Annotated in this window: 21 protein-coding genes; 12 read left to right on the forward strand and 9 right to left on the reverse strand. The window is 70.9% G+C overall.

Annotated elements, in window-relative coordinates:
* Positions 1 to 38: 38 nt before the first annotated feature.
* From ACI3KY_RS11545 to ACI3KY_RS11555, 3 genes are all read right to left on the reverse strand, one after another.
* Positions 39 to 2,351, reverse strand: coding sequence for an esterase-like activity of phytase family protein (locus tag ACI3KY_RS11545; protein WP_404930314.1), 2,313 nt, complete (start codon positions 2,349 to 2,351; stop codon positions 39 to 41).
* A gap of 184 nt (positions 2,352 to 2,535) precedes the next feature.
* Positions 2,536 to 3,012, reverse strand: a complete 477-nt coding sequence (locus ACI3KY_RS11550) for an ATP-dependent endonuclease (RefSeq protein ID WP_404930315.1) — start codon at positions 3,010 to 3,012, stop codon at positions 2,536 to 2,538.
* A gap of 309 nt (positions 3,013 to 3,321) precedes the next feature.
* Positions 3,322 to 4,008 (reverse strand): type 1 glutamine amidotransferase domain-containing protein, encoded by a 687-nt coding sequence (locus ACI3KY_RS11555; protein WP_404930316.1) that lies wholly within the window; start codon positions 4,006 to 4,008, stop codon positions 3,322 to 3,324.
* 115 nt (positions 4,009 to 4,123) lie between these two features.
* Between ACI3KY_RS11555 and ACI3KY_RS11560 the strand changes: the two genes are divergently transcribed.
* Positions 4,124 to 5,023 carry a LysR family transcriptional regulator gene (locus ACI3KY_RS11560; RefSeq protein WP_404930317.1) on the forward strand — a complete coding sequence of 300 codons (900 nt, stop codon included), beginning with the start codon at positions 4,124 to 4,126 and terminating at the stop codon, positions 5,021 to 5,023.
* 71 nt (positions 5,024 to 5,094) lie between these two features.
* Here ACI3KY_RS11560 and ACI3KY_RS11565 read toward each other — a convergent pair whose 3' ends face one another.
* A complete protein-coding gene (locus ACI3KY_RS11565; RefSeq protein ID WP_194412254.1) occupies positions 5,095 to 5,274 on the reverse strand; it encodes a CsbD family protein in 180 nt (59 codons plus the stop codon).
* A 38-nt stretch (positions 5,275 to 5,312) separates the two neighbouring features.
* Entirely contained in the window at positions 5,313 to 6,014 is a 702-nt protein-coding gene (locus ACI3KY_RS11570) for a hypothetical protein (RefSeq protein ID WP_404930318.1), read from the reverse strand.
* Between the two features lie 173 nt (positions 6,015 to 6,187).
* Here ACI3KY_RS11570 and ACI3KY_RS11575 point away from each other — a divergent pair, with 173 nt between their 5' ends.
* Positions 6,188 to 6,982, forward strand: a complete 795-nt coding sequence (locus ACI3KY_RS11575; protein ID WP_404930319.1) for an alpha/beta fold hydrolase — start codon at positions 6,188 to 6,190, stop codon at positions 6,980 to 6,982.
* A 19-nt stretch (positions 6,983 to 7,001) separates the two neighbouring features.
* Here ACI3KY_RS11575 and ACI3KY_RS11580 read toward each other — a convergent pair whose 3' ends face one another.
* Positions 7,002 to 7,439, reverse strand: coding sequence for a hypothetical protein (locus ACI3KY_RS11580; RefSeq protein WP_404930320.1), 438 nt, complete (start codon positions 7,437 to 7,439; stop codon positions 7,002 to 7,004).
* Between the two features lie 265 nt (positions 7,440 to 7,704).
* Here ACI3KY_RS11580 and ACI3KY_RS11585 point away from each other — a divergent pair, with 265 nt between their 5' ends.
* The 3 genes from ACI3KY_RS11585 to ACI3KY_RS11595 all read left to right on the forward strand — a co-directional run bounded on the left by ACI3KY_RS11585 (position 7,705) and on the right by ACI3KY_RS11595 (position 10,297).
* Entirely contained in the window at positions 7,705 to 9,087 is a 1,383-nt protein-coding gene (locus ACI3KY_RS11585) for a pyridoxal phosphate-dependent decarboxylase family protein (RefSeq protein WP_404930321.1), read from the forward strand.
* Positions 9,088 to 9,197: 110 nt separating this feature from the next.
* A complete protein-coding gene (locus ACI3KY_RS11590) occupies positions 9,198 to 9,956 on the forward strand; it encodes an acyl-CoA synthetase (RefSeq protein ID WP_404930322.1) in 759 nt (252 codons plus the stop codon).
* Complete coding sequence (locus ACI3KY_RS11595; protein ID WP_404930323.1) at positions 9,953 to 10,297, forward strand: amino acid transporter; 345 nt, start codon at positions 9,953 to 9,955, stop codon at positions 10,295 to 10,297. Before ACI3KY_RS11590 ends, ACI3KY_RS11595 begins: the two co-directional genes overlap by 4 nt.
* 49 nt (positions 10,298 to 10,346) lie before the next feature.
* Here the strand turns inward: ACI3KY_RS11595 and purB are convergent, their stop codons facing one another.
* Both purB and ACI3KY_RS11605 read right to left on the reverse strand, forming a co-directional pair.
* Positions 10,347 to 11,732 carry an adenylosuccinate lyase gene (gene purB / locus ACI3KY_RS11600; protein ID WP_404930324.1) on the reverse strand — a complete coding sequence of 462 codons (1,386 nt, stop codon included), beginning with the start codon at positions 11,730 to 11,732 and terminating at the stop codon, positions 10,347 to 10,349.
* Positions 11,733 to 11,825: 93 nt separating this feature from the next.
* Entirely contained in the window at positions 11,826 to 12,332 is a 507-nt protein-coding gene (locus ACI3KY_RS11605) for a low molecular weight protein-tyrosine-phosphatase (protein ID WP_404930325.1), read from the reverse strand.
* 165 nt (positions 12,333 to 12,497) lie between these two features.
* Here ACI3KY_RS11605 and ACI3KY_RS11610 point away from each other — a divergent pair, with 165 nt between their 5' ends.
* The 3 genes from ACI3KY_RS11610 (at position 12,498) to ACI3KY_RS11620 (ending at position 17,183) form a co-directional block, all read left to right on the forward strand.
* Positions 12,498 to 15,128: an ExeM/NucH family extracellular endonuclease gene (locus ACI3KY_RS11610; protein WP_404930326.1), complete on the forward strand. Its 2,631-nt coding sequence runs from the start codon at positions 12,498 to 12,500 to the stop codon at positions 15,126 to 15,128.
* 142 nt (positions 15,129 to 15,270) lie between these two features.
* On the forward strand, positions 15,271 to 15,573 hold the full coding sequence (locus ACI3KY_RS11615) for a hypothetical protein (protein ID WP_404930327.1): 303 nt from the start codon (positions 15,271 to 15,273) through the stop codon (positions 15,571 to 15,573).
* Positions 15,570 to 17,183, forward strand: a complete 1,614-nt coding sequence (locus tag ACI3KY_RS11620; protein ID WP_404930328.1) for a hypothetical protein — start codon at positions 15,570 to 15,572, stop codon at positions 17,181 to 17,183. The genes ACI3KY_RS11615 and ACI3KY_RS11620 overlap by 4 nt, the downstream gene beginning before the upstream one ends.
* Position 17,184: 1 nt before the next feature.
* Here ACI3KY_RS11620 and ACI3KY_RS11625 read toward each other — a convergent pair whose 3' ends face one another.
* Positions 17,185 to 17,574: a phage holin family protein gene (locus ACI3KY_RS11625; protein WP_404930329.1), complete on the reverse strand. Its 390-nt coding sequence runs from the start codon at positions 17,572 to 17,574 to the stop codon at positions 17,185 to 17,187.
* A gap of 92 nt (positions 17,575 to 17,666) precedes the next feature.
* Between ACI3KY_RS11625 and ACI3KY_RS11630 the strand changes: the two genes are divergently transcribed.
* Genes ACI3KY_RS11630 through ACI3KY_RS11645 form a run of 4 tightly spaced genes read left to right on the forward strand, consistent with a single transcriptional unit; the run spans position 17,667 to position 20,551 of the window.
* The gene (locus tag ACI3KY_RS11630) at positions 17,667 to 17,873 is read left to right on the forward strand and encodes a ribbon-helix-helix protein, CopG family (protein ID WP_404930330.1); all 207 of its coding nucleotides are present in this window, start codon (positions 17,667 to 17,669) and stop codon (positions 17,871 to 17,873) included.
* Positions 17,874 to 17,929: 56 nt separating this feature from the next.
* A complete protein-coding gene (locus ACI3KY_RS11635; RefSeq protein ID WP_404930331.1) occupies positions 17,930 to 18,241 on the forward strand; it encodes a type II toxin-antitoxin system death-on-curing family toxin in 312 nt (103 codons plus the stop codon).
* A 10-nt stretch (positions 18,242 to 18,251) separates the two neighbouring features.
* Positions 18,252 to 19,373 carry a histidinol-phosphate transaminase gene (locus tag ACI3KY_RS11640; RefSeq protein WP_404930332.1) on the forward strand — a complete coding sequence of 374 codons (1,122 nt, stop codon included), beginning with the start codon at positions 18,252 to 18,254 and terminating at the stop codon, positions 19,371 to 19,373.
* Positions 19,374 to 19,426: 53 nt separating this feature from the next.
* Positions 19,427 to 20,551 carry a thiamine pyrophosphate-dependent dehydrogenase E1 component subunit alpha gene (locus ACI3KY_RS11645; protein WP_404930333.1) on the forward strand — a complete coding sequence of 375 codons (1,125 nt, stop codon included), beginning with the start codon at positions 19,427 to 19,429 and terminating at the stop codon, positions 20,549 to 20,551.
* The last annotated feature ends 92 nt before the right edge of the window (positions 20,552 to 20,643 follow it).

Raw genomic sequence — 20,643 nt, forward strand, 5'->3', positions numbered from 1 at the left:
CAGCATCCCCCGCCCTCGGACGGTGTCGTCGCGCAGGCTCAGCCCTCGAGCGTCCCCGTGCCGATGGTCACCGTGTCGATCGTCACCGTGTCGATCGTCACCGCGGCGATGCCGGGGTGGTCGCTGAAGACGCCGTCCATGCCGGCGGCGATGTACGCCTTCAGCTCACCGTCGAGGTCGCCGTACGCGTTCGGGTCGGCGCTCGAGCGGAAGTCGGCCGGCAGGAACTGGTTCTCGGCGCGGAACGTCCAGCCGTGCACCGACAGTCCTGCGGCGTGTGCGTCGGCGATGACCGACGTGGGGGCGCCCAGGCGGCCGTCGGCGGTGCGCGAGATCAGCACGGACTTCTCCACGCCGACCCCGTCGGCGTACGCCGCGATCTCCGCGAGGCCGGCCGGGGTCACCAGGTCCCTGTAGGTCCGCGTGTCGCCGGCGAGCGTGAAGTCGTAGGGACGACCGGAGTTGCTCACGAGCTGCGCCAGGGTCACGTCGGTCAGGCCGTCGAGCTCGCGGAGGTTCGCGGTCTCGAAGCTCTGCACGATGACCGGGGCGTTCGCGCGGTCGAGGCCGTTGGCGCGCAGCGCCGCGACGAGCGGCTCTTCGAGCGAGAGCCCGATCGAGTCGAAGTACGACGGATGCTTCGTCTCGGGGTACACGCCGACCGGGCGGCCGTCGCAGCTCACGGAGTGGCGGGCGAGGTCCATGACCTCGTCGAGGGTGGGGATGACGTAGAGCCCGTCGAACGCGGTGTTGGCCGGACGCGTCTGGGGCAGGCGCTCCTTGGCGCGCAGCGTCCGCAGCTCGGCGAACGTGAAGTCCTCGGTGAACCAGCCGGTGATCGAGACGCCGTCGATGACCTTCGTGGCCTTGCGCGCGGCGAACTCGGCGTGGGACGCGACATCCGTCGTTCCGCTGATCTCGTTCTCGTGGCGCGCGACCAGCACGCCGTCCTTGGTCGAGACGACGTCGGGCTCGATGTAGTCGGCGCACTGCACGATCGCCGTCTCGTACGAGGCGAGTGTGTGCTCGGGCCGCGACCCGCTTGCACCGCGATGCCCGATGAGGCTGACCGTCGACGGCTCGATCTTGGTCTTGTCGAGGTCGATGATCGCGAACTCGGTGTCGTCGGGGGTCCCCGGGATGCGCGCGTCGTTACCTGGGTAGTTGTTGTCGTTGCCGATGAGCAGGCTGCCGTCCTTCAGCTGGACGACGGTCTCGAACGACTGCACGGGGAGCGAGTAGATCTCGCCGGTGCCGTAGCCGTCGCCGGCGCCGATGCCGTCGGGGTTGGCGATGCGCAGCGCGTCGAGCACGAGGGTCTTCTCGAGGTAGCCCTCGGCGTCGGTACGGCGGAGGTCCACCTGGTACACCCGCTTGGTGACGGCCTGCTCGCCCTCGAAGTCGTCGCGCTCGATGAGGATGAGCACGTCATTGCGGACGGTGAACGCGTCGCCGATGACGTTCGGCTCCTGGTCGGTCTGGTAGCTCCAGGTGCGGCCGGTGTACTGCCCGGCGCGCGTGTCGAACTCGAGGATCTCGCGGCGACGCAGGTCGGGGTCGTCGGCGTACGAGCCCTCGACGACGGGGTAGAGGTACCGTCCGTTGGCGGAGGCGGCCATCGCCTCGAACCCGCGACTCGAGCGCACGCGCGGGGTCTCGCCCGGCTGCAGGTAGGGGTTCGCCGGCGACTTGGCGCCCTCCAGCGCGTACGGCTTGGCGAGCAGCGTGCCCTCGGCGTCGAAGTGGAGCAGGAACGGGCCGAACTCCTCGCCGACCCAGAAGGTGCCGTCCTTGGCCTTGACGACCGACTCGATGTCGAAGTCGGCGCCGGTGAGCAGGCGTTCGGCCGTGCCGTCGTTGACGATCGGGAAGTCGAGGACGCCGTTGCGGTCGTTGTACGACACGAAGCGCTCGATCTGGATCTCGCCCGTGCCGCCGGCGGCGGTCTGCCAGGCCGGGCGGACCAGATAGTTGCGCAGCAGGAAGTCGGCCGAGTTGCCCTTGGCGCCGAAGCCGTTGTCGGGCTGGGCCCAGAAGGTTCCGTCGCCGTTGTCGATGGCGGCCGAGAACCCGGGGATCACCTGGCCTGCCCACGGGCCGGTGCGCCCGTTCGCCGGGCTCGCGAGCGCACCCGACGCAGGGCCGGGCTCGAGGTGATCGGCCGACAGCGTGGCCCGCGCGACGAGCGTCGGCACGTGGGTCTGGACGTACGGCGACTGCGACGCAGCCGGAGCGGCGGCGAGCGGCTGGGCGACGGCGGCGGTGGCGGGAAGGAGCGCGACGGCGGTGGCCGTCGCTGCTGCCGCGGCGAGAAGGCGCGGCAGGACGCGTCGTGTGGGGATTCGACTCATGCTCCGACGCAATCGCGACCGCCGCACCGCGCGCTGACCGGCCGGCGACGAGTGTGCGACGACTCGGTGAACGGGCGGCGAGCGGCACGTGAGAGCGCGCTCATCCGAGCAGACGGATGCCGCGGGCCCGGGTCGACGCGGTTGTCGAAGCCCGCGGCGGCCGAGGCGCACCGCGGGCAGCGCGTCACACCGCGGCGAGCAGCGCGGCCAGCGGCGGCGGCATCCTGTCCAGCGGCACAGCGGCAGCCATCAGCCCGGCGTAGCGGGCCTTGTTGCCGCTGCGGCCGCCGAAGAAGCGCGCGAGCTGCGCTTCGACGGGGCGACCGCGCTGGAACGGCTGGCGCTGCAGGCTGCGGAACGAGGCGAGCTCGCCCTGCTCGGCGATGACGGCCTCGACTCCCGCGACGCCCAGCGCGCGGACGAACTCGGCCTCGAGGTCGGGATCGCACACGAACACGCTGTCGAGCACCCGCTCGAAGTCCTCTCGCTCACCCTGGTCGACGAGCCCCAGCAGCCGCATGCCGGAGAGCTCCGCGACCGCCCGGCGGGCTCCCTTCGACCCGCCGACGACCCGTACCTCCGGCATCCGCATGCCCAGCCGGCTCGCCAGCGTCTCGAGGGCGATGCGATCGCTCTCGCCCTCGACCAGCACGATGGTCATGCCGCCCGTCGCCTTCCCGACGTCTCGCCCAATGCGCGACGTCCGCTGCTGCGATGTTCCTCCGATGACGCGGCGCCGCGTCGCCCTCATCCTCCCCGATCTCCGAGGTGGGCGGGCGACAGCGCGGCGGGCGGGCTGCAGCGGGTGGCGCGCGGCGCCTCGACGCGCCGCGCAGGGTGTCGCCGAGGTGGGTGGCGCGCGGGCCTCGGCGCCGCGCGCGGGCGTCGCCGAGGTGGACGCGGACGCGGGGGGAATGCCCGCGGGTGCGGCCGGCGGTCAGCCGTGGCCGCCCCCGGGGCATCCGTGCGGTCAGCGTGCCGCCAGCACCTCGACCAGACGCTGCGCGGTCGCGACGCTCGACTGCGGGTTCTGACCGCTCACGAGCGAGCCGTCCGTCACCACGGTGACCGACCACGGCTCGCCCGGCTCGACGATGGCGCCGAGCTCACGCAGACGGGACTCGACCAGATACGGCGAGCCGTCGCCGAGGCCGCCCTGCCGCTCCTCGTCATCGGTGAAGACCGCGAGGCGGGCGCCTGCGAACGCGAAGGATCCGTCCTCGCGCACTGCGCTGAGCAGCCCCGCCGGCCCGTGGCACAGCACCCCCACCACGGCGTCCCGATCGACCGCGTCGATGAGCAGGCGTCCGAGATCGGCGTCCACGGCGAGGTCGACCATCGGCCCGTGGCCGCCCGGCAGCGCGATCGCGTCGTACTCGCCGTCTCGCACGTCGGCGAGCGCGCGCGGGTGGGCGAGCAGATCGTCGAGCTCCGCGAGATCCTCGCGGAGCGCATCCGCGGCATCGCCCGTGAGACTGCCGGGGTCGACCGTCGGGCGGACGCCTCCGGGCGTCGCGACGTCGACCCGGTGCCCCGCGGCGACGAGTCCACGGTGCAGCTCGACGAGCTCCTCCGCCCAGAATCCGGTGGGGTGGCTCGTGCCGTCCGTGAGGGTGATGGCGTCCGCGCCGGTGACCGCCATGAGTACGTGTGCCATGTCTTCTCCCGTTCTGCGGCCTGTCCGAGCCGCTGCCGACGACAACCGGGTGTCCATCACCGACATTTCCTATGATCAGACGCATCCATAGATTTCTTGATGGGAAGGATGCCGCGTGCAAGAGCTCGACCTGCTGCATACGTTCCTCGAGGTCCAGCGTGCGGGCTCGATCACGGCTGCGGCAGCGCGCCTCGGCATCAGCCAGCCGTCGGTGAGCGAGCGGATCACCCGGCTCGAGGCGGAGCTGGGGACGCCGCTCTTCACGCGATCCGTGCGGGGCGTGACCCCCACCCCGGCGGGCGATGCGCTCGCCGCGCGGGTGTCCGCACCGGTCGACCGCCTGCGAGAGGTGTGGACGGTGCCGGAGATGGGACCGGCCGAGACGGTGAGGGTGGGCGGAGCGAGCGATGTGGTCGCGGCACGAGTGGTCCCTGCGCTGGCGCCGCTCACCGGCCGTGGCGTCCGGCTGGAGTTCACCCTCGGACTCGCGCAGGATCTGCTCATGCGGCTCGCGGGCGGCGGGCTCGACGTGGTCGTCTCGTCCGTGCGGACGCCTATGCGCGGCATCCGCTATCGGGGTCTGGTCGACGAGGAGTTCGTGCTCGTCGGTGCACCCTCGCTCGCCGGCACGATCGACCCGCATCGGCTCGCCGCCGACCCCCCCGACGCCCTGAGGCATCTGCCACTGGTCGCGTACGACGCGGATCTGTCCATCGTGCGGCGATACTGGCGCAGCCAATTCGGCCACCGGCCGTCCAACACCGTGGCGATGATCGTGCCCGATCTGCGGGCGGTGCTCGCCGCAGTGATCGCGGGAGCCGGGGTCTCGGCCCTGCCGCGCTATCTGGCCGAGCCCGCGATCGGGGCGGGCACCGTGGAGCTGCTGCACCGATCGGCCGAAGCGCCGATCAACACCCTGTACCTCGCGATCCCCTCAGGCGCCCCGCCGAGCGGCGCCACGACGCGCGTCATCGACGCACTGGTCGAACGCGCCCGGGACTGGGACGTCTTCTGAAGCGGTCGTTCGGCATCCGGACACGCCGGTGCCCCGGAGCCGTGGGGATCCGGGGCACCGTCGTGGCTAGATCACCGATCGTCGGTGAACGCGTCCTTCACGTCCTGGCCGGCCTTCTTGATCTTGGCGCTGGCCTGGTCGCCCACGCCCTCAGCCTGCAGACGCTCGTTGTCGGTCGCGTCGCCGACCGCCTCCTTCGCCTTGCCCTTGACCTCTTCGGCGTTGTGCTTGATGTCATCGTCCAGACCCATGGTGGATCTCCCTTCTGGTGGTGGTTAGAGGTTGAGATTCAGACCCGGTCGTCGCCGAAGCCTGCGCGGTCGACGCGACGGTGATAGCGCATGCCCGCCGCGCCGCCGAGGATCGCCGCGATGAGCGTGATCACCGCGGCGCCGATCGCCGTCAGGATGCCGGTCCAGGTCGCTGTATCGGCGGTCACCGGGATGCGCGGGAAGATGTCGACGTTGGCCAGGATGTCCCACTGGGAGCCCGCGATCGCCGTCACGACCGCGACGAGGATGGCGATGGCGATGGCCCACAGCCAGACGGCCAGACCCTGCTTCGCGCCGCTCAGGCGCGCCATGCGCCCGGCGACGTAGCCACCGGCGAAGTAGGCGATGAACAGCACGATCGCGATGGCGATCGCGCCGATGATCGTCGCTGCCGTCATGTTCTGGTCGGCGGCGTCGACAGCGTCCTCGACGGTCTCCGGAGACGCCAGACCCGTCGCTGCGCCGATCGCGGCCACCACAGCGGTCAGCGCCACCAGGGCGCCCAGGGCAGTGAGCCAGCCGAAGAAGGCGGCGCCGAACTTCATGCCGCCGAAGCGCTCGTGCTCGCGAGCCACGACGGTCTCGCGGAGAGACGCGTCGTTGCGGTCGGTCACGGCTTCATGGCGGTCGGCCACGCCGTCGTGATCGAGGTCGGTATCGGTGCGCCGCGGGGCCAGCGGCTCCGTCGGGCGTGCACCTCGGGTGTCGTCCGTGCTCATGCAGCGACGTTAGGCGGAACGGCCGGGATCACTCAGCCCACTTGCCAACGTGTGCCGAAGAGCGTACGCTCTGCCGCTCGCGCCCGGGCCCCGCGTGCGCCGGTGCGGCCCGGCCCGCCGCGTGCCCCCGCGCGAGTCCACTCGCGCCGGGAGGGAAGAGCAGAATGGCGGATATGGATGCCGTCGCCCCCGTTGTGCGCACCGAGATGCCGCCGCCCAGCTACATCATGTCGAGCGAGGGATACCGTCTCGCGACGTACCAATGGGGCGAGCCGGACGGCGAACCCGTCCTGTGCGTGCACGGGTTCGCGTCGAGCTGCCGCGACAACTGGGTCGACACCGGCTGGGTGCGGATGCTGACCGCGGCGGGCTACCGCGTGATCGGCGTCGATCAGCGCGGCCACGGGGCAAGCGACAAGCCCGACGACGCTCATGCCTACTCGATGGCCGCCTTCGTCGCCGACCTCATCGCCGTGCTCGACACCTACCTCGTCGACGCGGTGCGCTACGTCGGGTACTCGCTCGGCGCGCGTGTCGGGTGGCAGCTGGCGGTGGATGCGCCCGAGCACATCAGCCGCGCCGTGCTGGGCGGCATCCCCGACGGCCGCCCGCTCGGTCGCCTGCGCATCGATCAGGCGCGGGCATATGCCGAACAGGGCATACCAGTGAGCGACGCCGTCACGCAGAACTACGTCCGGCTGGCGGAGCGGGTGCCCGACAACGATCTGCGCGCGCTGATCGCACTGGCGGAAGGCATGCGCTTCGGCGACGCGGACCCCGATCCCGAGCGTCCGCCCCGGCAGCCGGTCCTGTTCGCGACCGGTTCGGAGGACGCGATCCTCGAGCGTTCGCGCACGCTCGCGGCGACAGCCCCGAACGGCACCTTCGTCGAGATCCCGGGGCGGCATCACTTCAACACCCCTGGCTCACGCGCGTTCCGCGACGCGGCCCTCCAATTCCTGGAGTGAGGCCGCGCCGCGGCCGCGCTCAGGACGCGGCGGTCGCCACGAGGCCGCGGAACTTCTTCTCGACCGCGTCGTTCCAGGCGACCACCGCGTAGCTGACCGGCCAGGTGTCGCCGTCGTCGAGGTGCGCCGACTCGTCGAAGCTGATGGTGCCGTACCGGGTCTTGAACTTGCTCGCCGGCTGGTAGAACACCACGACCTTGCCCGCGGCGTTCGCATATGCCGGAAAGCCGTAATAGGTCTTCGGCATCAGGTCCGGAGCGACATCGCCCACCAGCGCGACGAAGGCCTCGGCGATCTGCCGGTCCAGCCCCGCGAGCTTGGCGACCGCCTCCTGCACCTGCTTCTCGCCCGCCTCGCGGTTCTTGCCTGCCTTGGCCTGCTCGCGCAGCTCCTTGGCGCGCGCCTTGACGGCGTCGCGCTCGATCTGCGACAGGTTCTCGGATGTCTTCTCGGCCATGGTCCACTTCCTTCACGCTCGGGGCGCTCTGCGCCTGATGTCCATCACGCTACGGCCGCGGCATCCGTCGTGCTTCTCCATTTCTGCCCGATCGCGCTCACCTGTCCCTCGCCTCCGGTTCGGGGCGCGCCGCGCACGTTCGGGGCGCTCGCGGCGCGCCCCGAACGGACGCCGTGCGCCCCGAACCGGAGAGGATGTGCCGGGGTGGCGCGGTGGTCTAGCGTGATCTGCAGCCCGAACCCGTCAGCGTCGACCGAGGAGCGCCATGCCCGAGACGTCCCCCGACCACATGCACGCCATCTCGTCCGACACCCGCCACACCGTCGAAGACGTCCTCGAGTACGCACGCCGGCGGGCGCTCTACGAGGATGTGCCGCTCGACAAGCCGATGACGCCGCGGGACCTCGAGCGCCTGGCCTCGGGCTCGATCACCGCGGAGGGAATCGGCGCGCGGCGCGCCATCGCGCTGTTCGAGAACGTGCTCGCCCCCTCCTGCGTGTCGACCGACCACCCCGGCTATCTGTCGTTCATCCCCTCCGCCCCGACGAAGGCCTCGCTGGCGTTCGACGTCGTGGTGTCGGCATCCGCCATCTACGGGGGCTCGTGGATGGAGGGCTCCGGCGCCGTCTACGCCGAGAACGAGGTGCTGCACTGGCTCGCCTCGGAGTTCGGGATGCCGGCGGGCTCGGGCGGCGTGTTCGTCCAGGGCGGCACGATCGGCAACCTCTCGGCGCTCGTCACGGCACGGGATGCCGCGCGCCGGCGCGCTGCCGAGGCGGGCCGCGCGACGCCCCCGCGGTGGGTCGTCGTCTGCAGCGCCGATGCCCACTCGTCGATCGCGTCGGCCGCCGCCGTCATGGATGTGGATGTCGCGACCGCCGAGGTCGACGCCGACGGGCGCCTGCACGGCGAGGCGGTCGCCCGCGTGCTCGACGAGCACGGCGAGGCCGTGTTCGCGGTGGTGGCCACCGCCGGCACCACGAACTTCGGCATCGTGGACGACATCGCGAGTGTTGCGGCCGTCACGCGGGAGCGCGGCGTGTGGTTCCACGTCGACGGCGCCTACGGGCTGGCGGCGATGCTCGTCGAGCGGATGCGGCCGGCGTTCGACGGCGTGGGCCTGGCCGACTCGCTCATCGTCGACCCGCACAAGTGGCTGTTCGCCCCGTTCGACGCCTGTGCCCTCATCTATCGCGAGCCCGCGCTCGCACTGTCGGCGCACACGCAGAAGGCCGAGTACCTCGACACCCTGACCGGCAAGCCGGACTGGAATCCGTCGGACCTCGGCATCCAGCTCACCCGCCGTGCCCGCGGGCTGCCGACGTGGTTCTCCCTCGCGACGCACGGCACCGAGCAGTACCGCGCGACGATCGAATACGGCATCGACCTGGCCCGGCGCATCGCCGATGAGATCGAGGCACGTGAGGGCCTCTCGCTGGTGCGCGACCCGCAGCTGTCGGTGGTGGTGTTCCGCCGCGAGGGGTGGACGCTCGCCGATTACGAAGCGTGGTCCGACCGCCTCCTCGAAGAGCAGCACGCCTTCGTCGTTCCCAGCTCCCACGCCGGCGAGCCGGTACTGCGCTTCGCGATCGTCTCGCCGCTCACCACGTTCGAGCTCCTCACCCGCATCCTCGACACGCTCTCCTGACAGCGCGGAGGCGCCGCCGGTGACGGGTTCAGGATGCTGTCACCTACGACGCACGTAGACTGAGGGCATCCGTTCTCGCTTCTGAGAACCCGCTCCTCCGCAGGATCACCGTGACCTCAGCCGATTCCCGCACGTTCGCCGTGCGCCATGTGCAGCTCGCGCGCGCCGCGTTCGCTGCCATCGCGGCGCTCATGATCACGTTCTCGCCGGATCACTCGGCGGCCGTGGGCAGTGCGGTCTTCAGCGGCTTCGCCATCGCCACCGGACTCGTGCTGCTGCTCGCGGTGTGGCTGGTCTACCCGGCGGGTCGCCGCTGGCCGGCCGCGGCCGTCGGCGGCGTGACGGTCGCCGCCGGTATGGCGAGCGGCCTCTACCCGCTCCGCACGGTGGCCGGCTACTTCGCCATCGTCATCGTCTGGGCCCTCGTGAGCGGCCTGCTCGAGCTCATCGCCGGATGGCGCGGACTCTCCGGCCGGCGCGAGCGCCGTGAGATCGCCCCCGGCATCGCCGACGCCCGTCCTGCCGTCCCGGTCGGGCCGCGCTCCGAGAGCCGCGACGCGGCCGTCATCGGCGCGATCACGATCCTGCTCGGCATCGGCCTGCTCTTCGTCCAGCCCGCTTACGCGCTGGACTACACCATCGAAGAGGCGCACGCGACCTTCACCCTCACCGGCATCACGATCGGCGTCGGCCTGTTCGGCGGCTACGCGGCGATCGTCGCGGTGTACCTCGGCATCGCGGGCTTCTCGCCGCGTACCGCGGACCCCGACACCGCCGCGCCCGGCACCGCCGCCGGCCTCACGGCCGGAAGCGCCACGGCGGACGCACCCGCATCCGCCGACCCCACCCCGCAGAAGGACTCCGCGTGAGCCACGACAGCCCCACCCGCCGCGACCTGATGAAGCCCCTGCAGCTGCTCGGGCTGGCCTTCGGCGCCGCGCTGTTCGCGGGAGTCGTGACCCTCGTCTCGATGGGCTTCTTCCAGCAGCGCACTGCCGGCGAGGCAGGGCGCGCGGTCGTCACCGCGCTCGTCATCGCCGGAATCAGCTTCATCGCCGTGCTGCTCATCGTGTCGCTGCTGCTGCTCGCCGTCGACCCCGCGCAGGTGACGAAGCAGATCGACCGGCCGGTGCTCTTCGACGACGACTCCGAGAAGCCGGAGCAGGGCGAGAATCCGGATGCCGCGGCATCCGGTGACCCGAAGGGCTGACGCCATGGCGGCCCGTCGCTGAGTCGCGATCGGAGACGCCTGGACGGAATCAGCGACCGAGCTCGTCGACCAGCTTCGAGGCGAGGCCGTCGTACGTCGCGGGGGTCAGCGCGAGCAGGCGCTCCTTCGCGTCGTCGCCGATGTCGAGGCCGCGCACGAACTCGGCGAGCTCGGGTGCGCCGACCCGGCGACCGCGGGTGAGGTCCTTGAGCAGTGCGTACGGGTCGGTGATCTGCGACCGACCGGCCGCGATCTCTGCGCGCACGACCGTCTGGATGGCCTCGGCGAGCACCTCCCAGTTGGCATCGAGGTCGGCCCGCAGCACGTCTTCCGCCAGCGAGATCTCTCGCAGCCCGCGCTGCAGATTGTCGAGCGCGAGCAGCGCGTGCCCGAAGGCCACGCCGATGTTGCGCTGCGTCGTGGAGTCGGTCAGGTCGCGCTGCATGCGGCTCGTGACCAGCGTCTGCGAGAGCGTCGCCAGCAGTCCGCCCGCGATCTCGAGGTTGGCCTCGGCGTTCTCGAACCGGATCGGGTTGATCTTGTGCGGCATCGTCGACGAGCCGGTCGCCCCGGCGACCGGGATCTGCGTGAAGTAGCCGATCGAGATGTACGTCCAGATGTCGGTCGCGAGATTGTGCAGGATGCCGCCGGCATGCCGCACGCGGTCATACAGCTCGACCTGCCAGTCGTGGGACTCGATCTGCGTCGTCAGGATGTTGAAGTCCAGACCGAGGCCCTCGATGAACGCCCGGGAGAGCTCCGGCCAGTCGACCTCGGGAGCGGCTGCCAGGTGCGCCGACCAGGTGCCCGTGGCTCCCGAGAACTTCGCGAGGTACTCGCCGCCCTCGATCTGGTCGGCGACGCGAGCGAGACGCCACGCGAACACGCCCAGTTCCTTGCCCATCGTGGAGGGCGTCGCCGGCTGGCCGTGCGTGCGGGACAGCATCGCGGCGTCCCGGTGCTCCACGGCGAGCTCGGCGAGGGCGGCGATGACGGCGCGCAGCTTCGGCAGCCACACGCGCTGAACCGCGCGCTGCACCGTGAGGGCGTACGAGGTCGAGTTGATGTCCTCGCTCGTGCAGGCGAAGTGCGTGAGCTCGGCGATCGCATCGAGGCCGAGCGCCGAGAGCCGGTCGCGCACGAGGTACTCGACGGCCTTGACGTCGTGGCGGGTCACCGCCTCCTTCTCGGCGAGCCAGTCGATCTCGGCCTGCCCGAACTCGAGATAGAGCGCACGCAGACGCGCCTTGTCGGCATCCGGCAGCGGAGCGGAGCCGAAGAGCGAGCGGTCGGTGAGGGCGATGAGCCACTCCACCTCCACCTCGACGCGGGCGCGGTTCAGGCCCGCCTCGGACAGGTACTCGCCCAGCTCGCCGACGGCGGGGCGATAGCGCCCGTCGAGAGGGCTGAGGGGCTGCGGAGGAAGTGAGGTCACGGTGGCTCCCGTCGGTCTCGGAGATCGTGTGGCGGCGATCAGTGGACCGACCGTCGATCCGGTGTCGTGACGGCAGAGGTCACGGCGACGGAGTCATGGCAGTGGGCGGATGGCGGGTTCGAGCTGCCGGAAGAGTGCCCGGCTCGCACTCTCGATCATACCGAGCACCTCGTCGAACATTCCGGGCCCGGCATAGTACGGGTCCGGAACGTCGAGGGTATGGGCCGACGGATCGAACGACAGCAGCAGGGCGATCTTGTCGGCGTCCCCCTCGGTGCGGGCCCACCCGCGCAGGATCCGCTCGTGGCTGCGGTCCAGCGCGACCACGAGATCGCTGCGCGCGAAGTCGGCGTGCGTGAACTGGCGCGCGCGATGATGGGCGCCGTCGTAGCCGGCCCGCTCGAGCGCGGCGATGGTGCGAAGATCCGCCCGCTCGCCCACGTGCCAGTCGCCGGTGCCGGCACTCGTCGACGCCACGCGGGCGCCCAGGCCCGAGGCATCCGCGAATTCCCGGAACACCACCTCGGCCATCGGAGAGCGGCAGATGTTGCCCGTGCATACGAACACGACGCGGAAGGGCGCCACGTCGGTCGCGGTCATGGGTTCCATTCTGGACCGAGCCGACACCGAACGTTAAGAGTCTCTCCCCCCGCGGGTCTTCCCTGGAGGGATGCCGCTCATCTAGCTTGTGACGAGCGGGGAGGCGACCGGCCTGCCTGTGTCTTCTGCGCGATCCACCGATCGCCGCCGTCCCGTGGAGGTTCCGTGTCCCCATCACCCCGCAGACTCACCGCCGCCGTCGCGGCCCTCACGCTCGCCTCCGCGGGCGTGGTGGCCTTCGCCGCACCTGCGGCCGCGGCATCCGGAGATCTGTTCATCAGCGAATACGTCGAAGGATCGTCCAACAACAAGGCGATCGAGATCTACAACCCGTCGACGGCTGCGGTCGACCTCGCGGCCTCCGGGTACGCGCTGAAGCAGTATTCCAACGGCTCCCCCTCTGCCGGCCTGACCATCCCCCTCACGGGTTCTGTCGCACCCGGCGACGTCTACGTGCTCGCGCACGGTGCGGCCGACGGCGCCATCCTCGCCGTCGCCGACCAGGTCACGGGCACGACCACAGGGCTCTACAACGGCGATGACGCCGTCGCACTGGTGAAGGCCGACGTCATCGTCGACGTCATCGGCCAGATCGGCGTCGACCCCGGCACCGAATGGGGCACGGGGCTGACGACGACGGCCAATCACACGCTCCGCCGCAACGCGAGCGTGCTGACCGGCGACACCGACGGCACCAACCCCTTCGACCCCGCCGTCGAGTGGACCGGCTACGCGAGCGACACCTTCGACGGCCTCGGCTCGTACGGGTCGGACCCCGAGCCCGACCCGGACCCCGTCGCGGACTGCGCGGCGACCCCGGCGACCATCGGGTCCGTCCAGGGTTCGGGCGCGGCGACGACGATCCCGGGACAGGACGTGCTGATCGAGGGCGTCGTCGTCGGCGACTTCCAGACCGGCGGATACGACGGCTACTACGTGCAGGACGGCGGAGACGGCGACGCCGCGACCTCCGACGGCGTCTTCGTCTACGCGCCGGGCGGTGCCGCGGTCAACGCCGGCGACAGCGTGAGCGTGGCGGGCGCGGTCAAGGAGCAGTTCGGCCTCACGGAGATCGTCGCGGCGGACGTGGAGGTCTGCTCCACCGGCAACCCGCTGCCGGCAGCGGTTCCGCTGACCCTGCCTGCATCCGTCTCCCAGCGCGAGGCGCTCGAGGGCATGTACGTCACGCTCCCGCAGAACCTCGCGATCGGGGAGACGTTCGAGTACGGCCGCTTCGGCACGATCACGCTGACCAACGGTCGCCTCGACACGCCCACCGCGGTCGTCGAGCCGGGCGCCGCAGCCGTCGCGCTGGCCGCCGCCAACCTCGAGAACAGCATCACGCTCGACGACGGCCGGGGCACGCAGAACCCCGACCCGGCGATCCACCCCGACGGGGACGTCTTCACGCTCGACCACTCGTTCCGCAGCGGCGACCTCGTGCAGAACGCGACCGGCGTGCTGGACTACCGCTTCGACGCGTGGGGCGTGCAGCCGACCGAGGGCGCCGACTTCACCGTCGCCAACCCGCGTTCCGAGGTTCCTGAGGTGGGCGGCGACCTGAAGATCTCGAGCTTCAACGTGCTGAACTACTTCACCTCGATCGATCCCACCCCGGCCAACTCGAACGACGACAGCTACTTCCGCGGTGCCGACACGGCCGAGGAGTTCCAGCGTCAGCAGGACAAGATCGTCTCGGCGCTCGCCGACATCGATGCCGACGTCTTCGGGCTTCTCGAGATCGAGAACAACGGCACGGCGGTGCAGGCGCTCGCCGACGCACTCAACGCCAAGGTCGGCGCGGGCACGTACGTGCCCGTCACGACCGGGGTGATCGGCACGGATGCCATCGCGACGGCGATCATCTACAAGCAGGCGTCGGTCGCACCGGTGGGCGCGCACCTGCTGATGACGAGCGCGGTCGACCCGACCTGGTCGGACGAGCGCAACCGTCCGGGCCTCACCCAGCGGTTCGCCTCGACCGAGACCGGCGAGGAGTTCGTGGTGTCGGTGAACCACCTGAAGTCGAAGGGCTCGGCCTGCGCCGAGAGCCCCGACCTCGGTGACGGGCAGGGCAACTGCAGCGCGGTGCGCACTGCTGCCGCGAAGGCGCTGACCACCTGGCTGAACACCACGGTCGCGCCGGACGGGCGTGCGATCGTGATCGGCGACCTGAACTCGTACGACCACGAGGACTCGATCGACGCGTTCGTCGCGGGCGGCTTCACCGACCTGGAGAAGCAGTTCAACGGCGAGCACGCGTACTCGTACGTGTTCGACGGGCAGCTGGGCTACCTCGACTACGCCCTCGCTCAGCCGGCCCTGCTGGCCGACGTGTCGGGCGTCTCGGCGTGGCACATCAACGCCGACGAGCCGAGCCTCATCGACTACGACATGTCGTTCAAGCTCCCGGCGCAGGACGCCCTCTGGGCGCCCGACCCGTACCGCTCGAGCGACCACGACCCGGTGATCGTCGGTCTGAACCTGACGCCGCCGGACACGACCGACCCCACCATCGAGGTGACGGCCGATCCGTCGACGGTGTTCCCGCCGAACAACAAGATGCGCACGGTGCAGTTCTCGATCGATGCCGCTGACGACAGCGGCGAAGACGTCACGGTCGAGCTCACCGACGTCACCGCGACGGGCTCGTCGAAGGCCACGTGGGAGCAGATCGATGACGACACCTTCGAGGTCAAGGCTGTGAAGGGAGCGGTCTACCGCTTCACCTGGACGGCGACGGATGCCGCGGGCAACACCGCCTCCGACACGGTCGAGGTGGTCGTGGGCAAGTAGCCGACGAGCACTCCGCACCCGGAGGGGCGTCGTTCCGTCGCGGAACGGCGCCCCTCCTCCCCAACGTGCCGGGGCGGTGCGGTTGTCCACGGATCGTCGCCGAGGCACGGAGCGGCATTCCGCCGCCGACGAGCATCGACGTGTGACGTTCGCACCTCCCGCCGGCGACTCGGCCGCTCAGCAGCTCTCCCACGTCGAGCGGGAGCTCTCACGCCTGCTCGATCGCGTGACGGATGCCGCGCACGCCGCCCGGGGGCTCGCCGATGCCGTCGACTGGCAGGCCAAGGCCGCCACCGCGTTCCACGACCGGGCGACGGCATGGGCGGGCGACGTGTCGGGCCTCTCCTGCGTCGGGGAGACGGCGCGCCACGATGTCGCCCGCGCCCGCGACCGCGCGGCATTCGCGGAGTCGTTCGCCGCCGTGTTCCCGGGAGGCGTGCGATGAGCGAGGCGCCACCCGGCGCCGACACGCTCGCTCCGGCCTTCGCAGGCGACGACGTGGCGTCGCCCACCGAGGTCCTCGCTCCGGACCTCGCCCGCCAGCCCGGCAGGCTGGGGCCGAGTGACGGCATCATCAGTCTGGTGGCCGACAACTGGCCACGTGTCGACGACGGCCTGCAGATCCGCAGCGGCGGCGCCGTCGCCGTCGACACGGCGACGCTGTCGGCCGCCGCGGTGCGCTTCGACGCTGCCGCAGAGGAGCTCTCGGGGATCGCCGAGAGCGTGAGACGGCTGCAGGGGGTCCTGCGGGCGGTGCCGGCCGCCGCCGACGAGGCCCGGGCGTCGGCATCCGTTCTCGCCATCAGGCTCGAGGCGGCGCGGGCCGAGGCGGAGGAGATCGCCCGCGCGCTGCGCGAGGCGGCCTACGCGTACGAGATGGTCGAGATCCAGGCCGCGCACCGGGCCGCGGTCCTGGCCGGCGACGGGGCACGCGCGGAGCGGCTCGACCTGCGGCTGAGTGCGCTGGTCGACCGGCACCCCGACGCCTGGCGGATGGCGCTCGGAGCGGAGTTCGGGTACGGCGTCATGTGGCCGTCCGAGCTGGTGCGGCAGGCGACGCAGTGGGGCGTCGGCCTGGGCAGCGAGATCAACGACCCGGGCGCGATCGGGGTGGGTGCCGGCGCCGGCCTGCTCACCCTCGGCGGAGCGATCACCGCCGGCGTCGTCGGCGCAGGAACGCTCTCGCGGCAGTCTCGGCTCTCGGGATCGGCGGGACCGGTGACGCTGACGCCCGTGACCCCGGCCGCACCCGGCAGCGCGGGGCCCGCGATAGGCGTGTCACCCGTGACCGCGGACACCCGTGTCGGCGCCGTGCTCGGCGCCGGCGAGGGAGGCCGGCTCAGCACCGTCGGCGGACGCTCGCCCGGCGCCGTCGCGCCGCAGAGCCTGGCGGCAGCGACGGTGCGGATTCCGAGCGACGGCGAGGCCCGGGTGCGGGTCGAGCGCTACACGATGGCCGACGGCTCGCGTCAGTACGCCGTCTACATCGCCGGCATGCAGTCGGCTGCGGTGGGCGGCCGGGACGCCTGGGACAACGCGTCGAACGTGGAGCTGTACGCGGGAAGGATGTCGGACTCCTACGCCGCGACGGAGGCGGCGCTCGCCGCTGCCGGCGCGCAGCCGGGTGAGGCGGTGCACGTCTTCGGGTTCTCGCAGGGCGCGATGATCGGGGCGCATCTCGCGCTGGAGGGTCCGTACGACACCCGCACGCTCGTGTCGCTGGGCTCGCCCGTGGACGCCGACGTCGGACCGGGCACCCTGAACGTCGCGGTGCGCCACAGCGACGACCCCGTCGTCGCGCTCGCCGGCGGCGGGCACGCCGAACCGGTGGGCTCGTCGGGCAGCTTCCTGGTCGAACGCGTATCGGACCCCGACACCGGCCCGGATGACGCGCGCCTGCCCGCCCACCGCCTGACCGCGTACGCCGATACCGCGGCGCTGGTCGACGGCTCGTCCGACCCGCGCGTCGATGCCCTCCGCGATGTGTTCGACGATCTCTCCCGCGCGGAGGCGGTCGAGGTCACCGAGTACGCCGCGGCGCGCGGCGCCGGGTGAGTCAGTCCTTGCGCGGACGGAGGAAGATGCCGAAGACCCAGTTGATGAGCGTGATGATGACGGCCGCGACGACGCCCCACCAGAAGTCCTCGACGCGCAGACCCCAGTTCCACCAGTGCGTGAGCCACGCCGTGAGCCACAGCAGGAACGCGTTGATGAGGAGGCCGATCAGTCCCAGCGTCAGGATGTAGAGCGGGAAGGCCAGCACCTTGATGACGGTGCCGATGATGGTGTTCACGAGCGCGAAGATCGCCGCCACGATCAGCAGCGTCAGCACCGTCTGGAGCGTGTCCCCCGGGGGGAACGGGACGACGAAGACCTGGAGCGCCGGGATCAGGGTGACGACCCAGATGGCGAACGCGTTGATGACGACGCGGAGGAGGAAGCCCATAGTCCGCCCAGTCTTCCATGGCGCGGGTCTGCGTCCAACGGTTCGAGCCGGCCAACGTTGATACCGAAATGGTATCGATCTATCCTTGGGAGATGGCAATGACGATTCGACTTCCCGAAGAACTCGATCGGGCCCTCGACGCGATCGCCGAGGCCGAACACGTATCGAAGCACGCGCTCGTTCTGCAGGGAGTCGAACTCATCGTCGCGCGTCGAGCGCGTCGCGCCGAAGTGGACGACGCCATCGACTTCGTGCTGAGCCACGATGCCGAGTTGCTGCAGCGACTCGAAGACGCATGACCCGATTCCTCGGCCTGGACGACGCGCTCCACATTGCCGCACGACTCGGATTTCACGTGCGCGATGCCGGCTTGCTCGCATCCGCCATCGCCCGGCCGGCGACGACGCTCTTCGGTGACGACGCCTATCCCGCGTTGTCACTCAAAGCGGCAGCGTTGCTCGAGAGTGTCGTGCGGAATCATCCGTTCGTCGACGGGAACAAACGGAGCGGATGGACGCTCGCCGTGACGTTCTTGTGGATCAACGGGTTCCGCCATGACATGACGGCTGATGAGGGCTTCGATCTGGTCGTCGGAGTGGCCGAAGGCCGCGTCAGCCTGGAGACGTCCGCTGCGGCGTGGGAAGCGCATCTGATCCCCCGCTCGTAGACTCGGGACCGTGACCGACGCTCCCGAGATCCCCGTCCGCGTGCGCCCCGAGGTCGCCGCGCTGCCGCCGTACAAGCAGGGCCGGCAGGCCGGCGCCGAGGCGTTCAAGCTGTCGAGCAACGAGAACCCGTTCGACCCGCTCCCCGGCGTGCTCGAGCGCGTGCAGGCGACGACCGCGTTGAACAGATACCCGGATGCGAGCGCCGCACGGCTGCGCGAACGTCTCGCCGAGCGATTCGGCGTAGGCGCCGACGGCGTCCACATCGGCGCCGGCAGCGTCTCGATCCTCGCCCAGCTCGTCCTGGCCACGTCCGGCCCCGGCGACGAGGTCATCTACGCGTGGCGCTCGTTCGAGGCCTATCCGTGGCTCGCCGTCGTGGCCGGCGCCACGGCCGTCGAGGTGCCACTCGGCGCCGGCGCGCGACACGACCTCGACGCGATGGCGGCGGCGATCACGGAGCGGACCCGCACCATCATCGTCTGCAGCCCCAACAACCCCACCGGTCCCATCGTGACCCAGGCGGAGTTCGACGCCTTCGTCGCCCGCGTGCCGGCCGACGTCCTCGTGATCCTCGATGAGGCGTACTCGGAATTCGTGACGGATCCCGAGGCGGTCGACGGCGCCACGGTGCTCGCGACGAACGCCCACCCCAACGTGGTGGTGCTGCGCACCTTCTCGAAGGCGTACGGGCTGGCCGCGCTGCGCGTCGGCTACGCCGTCGGCCATCCGCGCGTGCTCGACGCGGCCCGCAGCACCGCGATCCCGCTGTCGGTCACCGCCCACGGCGAGGCCGCAGCGCTCGCGAGCCTCGACGCGGAGGATGAGCTGCTCGAGCGCGTCCGCGTCATCGCCGATCGCCGCGATCGGCTCGCGGCGGGACTCCGCGCGTCCGGCTGGAACGTCCCCGAGGCGCAGGGCAACTTCGTGTGGCTCCCCGTCGGCGAGGAGACCGCGACGTTCGCGGCGGCCTTCGAAGAGGCGGGCCTGATCGTCCGTCCGTTCGCGGGCGACGGCATCCGTATCTCGGTCGGCGAAGAGGAATCTGTCGAGAAGGTCCTAGGGATTGCAGCATCCGTTGTGAAGAACCTCCCCGAAGGGCACGCAGGAGTGCGGGCTAGCGTAGAACGGTGACCCCGCCTGAAGACTCGGTGACGACTGGCGCCACGGCACCTTCGGAACCCACCATGCCCGAAGACCCCGCGATCGTCCGCTTCCTCCAAGCGGACGGCACGTACGCGCCCACCCCCGCAGCGGAGCCCTATCGCGACGCCGTCGACGCGCTGAGCGACACGGACCTCGAGACGTTCTACCGCGACATGGCGGTCATCCGCGCCTTCGACGTGCAGGCGACGAACCTGCAGCGGCAGGGCCAGCTGGCGCTCTGGCCGCCGAGCTACGGCCAGGAGGCGGCGCAGGTCGGCTCCGCCCGGGCCGCGCGGACGCAGGACCACATCTTCCCGTCCTACCGCGAGCACGTCGTGACGAAGATCCGCGGCGTCGACCCGATCGACATCATCCGGGTGATGCGCGGCCTCACGCACGGCGGATGGGACCCGACCGACCCGAAGAACGGCAACACCCACATCTACACGCTCGTGCTCGGCTCGCAGACGCTGCACGCGACGGGGTTCGGGATGGGTCTCGTCTTCGACGGCCGCTGCGGCACCGGCGACGCCGACCGCGACGAGGCCGTCATCGTCTACTACGGCGACGGGGCCTCCAGTCAGGGCGATGTGCACGAGGCGATGGTCTTCGCCGCGAGCTACCGCACGCCTGAGGTGTTCTTCCTGCAGAACAACCAGTGGGCGATCTCCGTGCCCGTCTCGACGCAGTCCCGCGCGCCGCTGTACAAGCGCGGCGCGGGCTACGGGATGCCGAGCACGCTGATCGACGGCAACGACGTGCTGGCGAGCTGGGCCGTCACGCGCGCGGCCCTCGACGACGCGCGTGCCGGCGGCGGACCTCAGGCGATCGAGGCGATGACCTACCGCCTCGGCCCGCACACCACGAGCGACGACCCGACGAAGTACCGGCCGTCGAGCGAGGAGGAGGCGTGGCGGCGCCGAGACCCGCTCTCGCGCACGAAGGCCTTCCTTCTCAGCCGCGGGGCATCGGAATCGTTCTTCGCCGACGTCGAGGCCGAATCCGAGGCGCTCGCCGACGACATCCGCGTTCGCACCAACGCCCTGGGCGGACTCGATCGCGACGACATCTTCGCCCACGTGTACTCCGAGCCCCACCCGCTCATGGACGAGCAGCGGCAGTGGCTCGCCGGGTACGAGGCATCCTTCGAGGGAGGCGCATCGTGACCGACACCCGGTCGTTGAGCGAGCGAGGTACGAGCGAGACGAAACGCGCCGTGGCCGCCGAAAACCCCGTGCCCGCGGTGACCTCGGTCACG

Origin of the sequence: Microbacterium sp. ZW T2_14, from assembly GCF_044987405.1 — a bacterium.
Classification (GTDB): domain Bacteria; phylum Actinomycetota; class Actinomycetes; order Actinomycetales; family Microbacteriaceae; genus Microbacterium.

Coding starts and splice junctions, on each gene's coding strand:
- ACI3KY_RS11545 (WP_404930314.1), bottom strand. CDS start 2,351: ATGAGTCGAATCCCCACACGACGCGTCCTGCCGCGCCTTCTCGCCGCG.
- ACI3KY_RS11550 (WP_404930315.1), bottom strand. CDS start 3,012: ATGACCATCGTGCTGGTCGAGGGCGAGAGCGATCGCATCGCCCTCGAG.
- ACI3KY_RS11555 (WP_404930316.1), bottom strand. CDS start 4,008: ATGGCACACGTACTCATGGCGGTCACCGGCGCGGACGCCATCACCCTC.
- ACI3KY_RS11565 (WP_194412254.1), bottom strand. CDS start 5,274: ATGGGTCTGGACGATGACATCAAGCACAACGCCGAAGAGGTCAAGGGC.
- ACI3KY_RS11570 (WP_404930318.1), bottom strand. CDS start 6,014: ATGAGCACGGACGACACCCGAGGTGCACGCCCGACGGAGCCGCTGGCC.
- ACI3KY_RS11575 (WP_404930319.1), top strand. CDS start 6,188: ATGGATGCCGTCGCCCCCGTTGTGCGCACCGAGATGCCGCCGCCCAGC.
- ACI3KY_RS11580 (WP_404930320.1), bottom strand. CDS start 7,439: ATGGCCGAGAAGACATCCGAGAACCTGTCGCAGATCGAGCGCGACGCC.
- ACI3KY_RS11585 (WP_404930321.1), top strand. CDS start 7,705: ATGCCCGAGACGTCCCCCGACCACATGCACGCCATCTCGTCCGACACC.
- ACI3KY_RS11605 (WP_404930325.1), bottom strand. CDS start 12,332: ATGACCGCGACCGACGTGGCGCCCTTCCGCGTCGTGTTCGTATGCACG.
- ACI3KY_RS11620 (WP_404930328.1), top strand. CDS start 15,570: ATGAGCGAGGCGCCACCCGGCGCCGACACGCTCGCTCCGGCCTTCGCA.
- ACI3KY_RS11625 (WP_404930329.1), bottom strand. CDS start 17,574: ATGGGCTTCCTCCTCCGCGTCGTCATCAACGCGTTCGCCATCTGGGTC.
- ACI3KY_RS11630 (WP_404930330.1), top strand. CDS start 17,667: ATGGCAATGACGATTCGACTTCCCGAAGAACTCGATCGGGCCCTCGAC.
- ACI3KY_RS11645 (WP_404930333.1), top strand. CDS start 19,427: ATGCCCGAAGACCCCGCGATCGTCCGCTTCCTCCAAGCGGACGGCACG.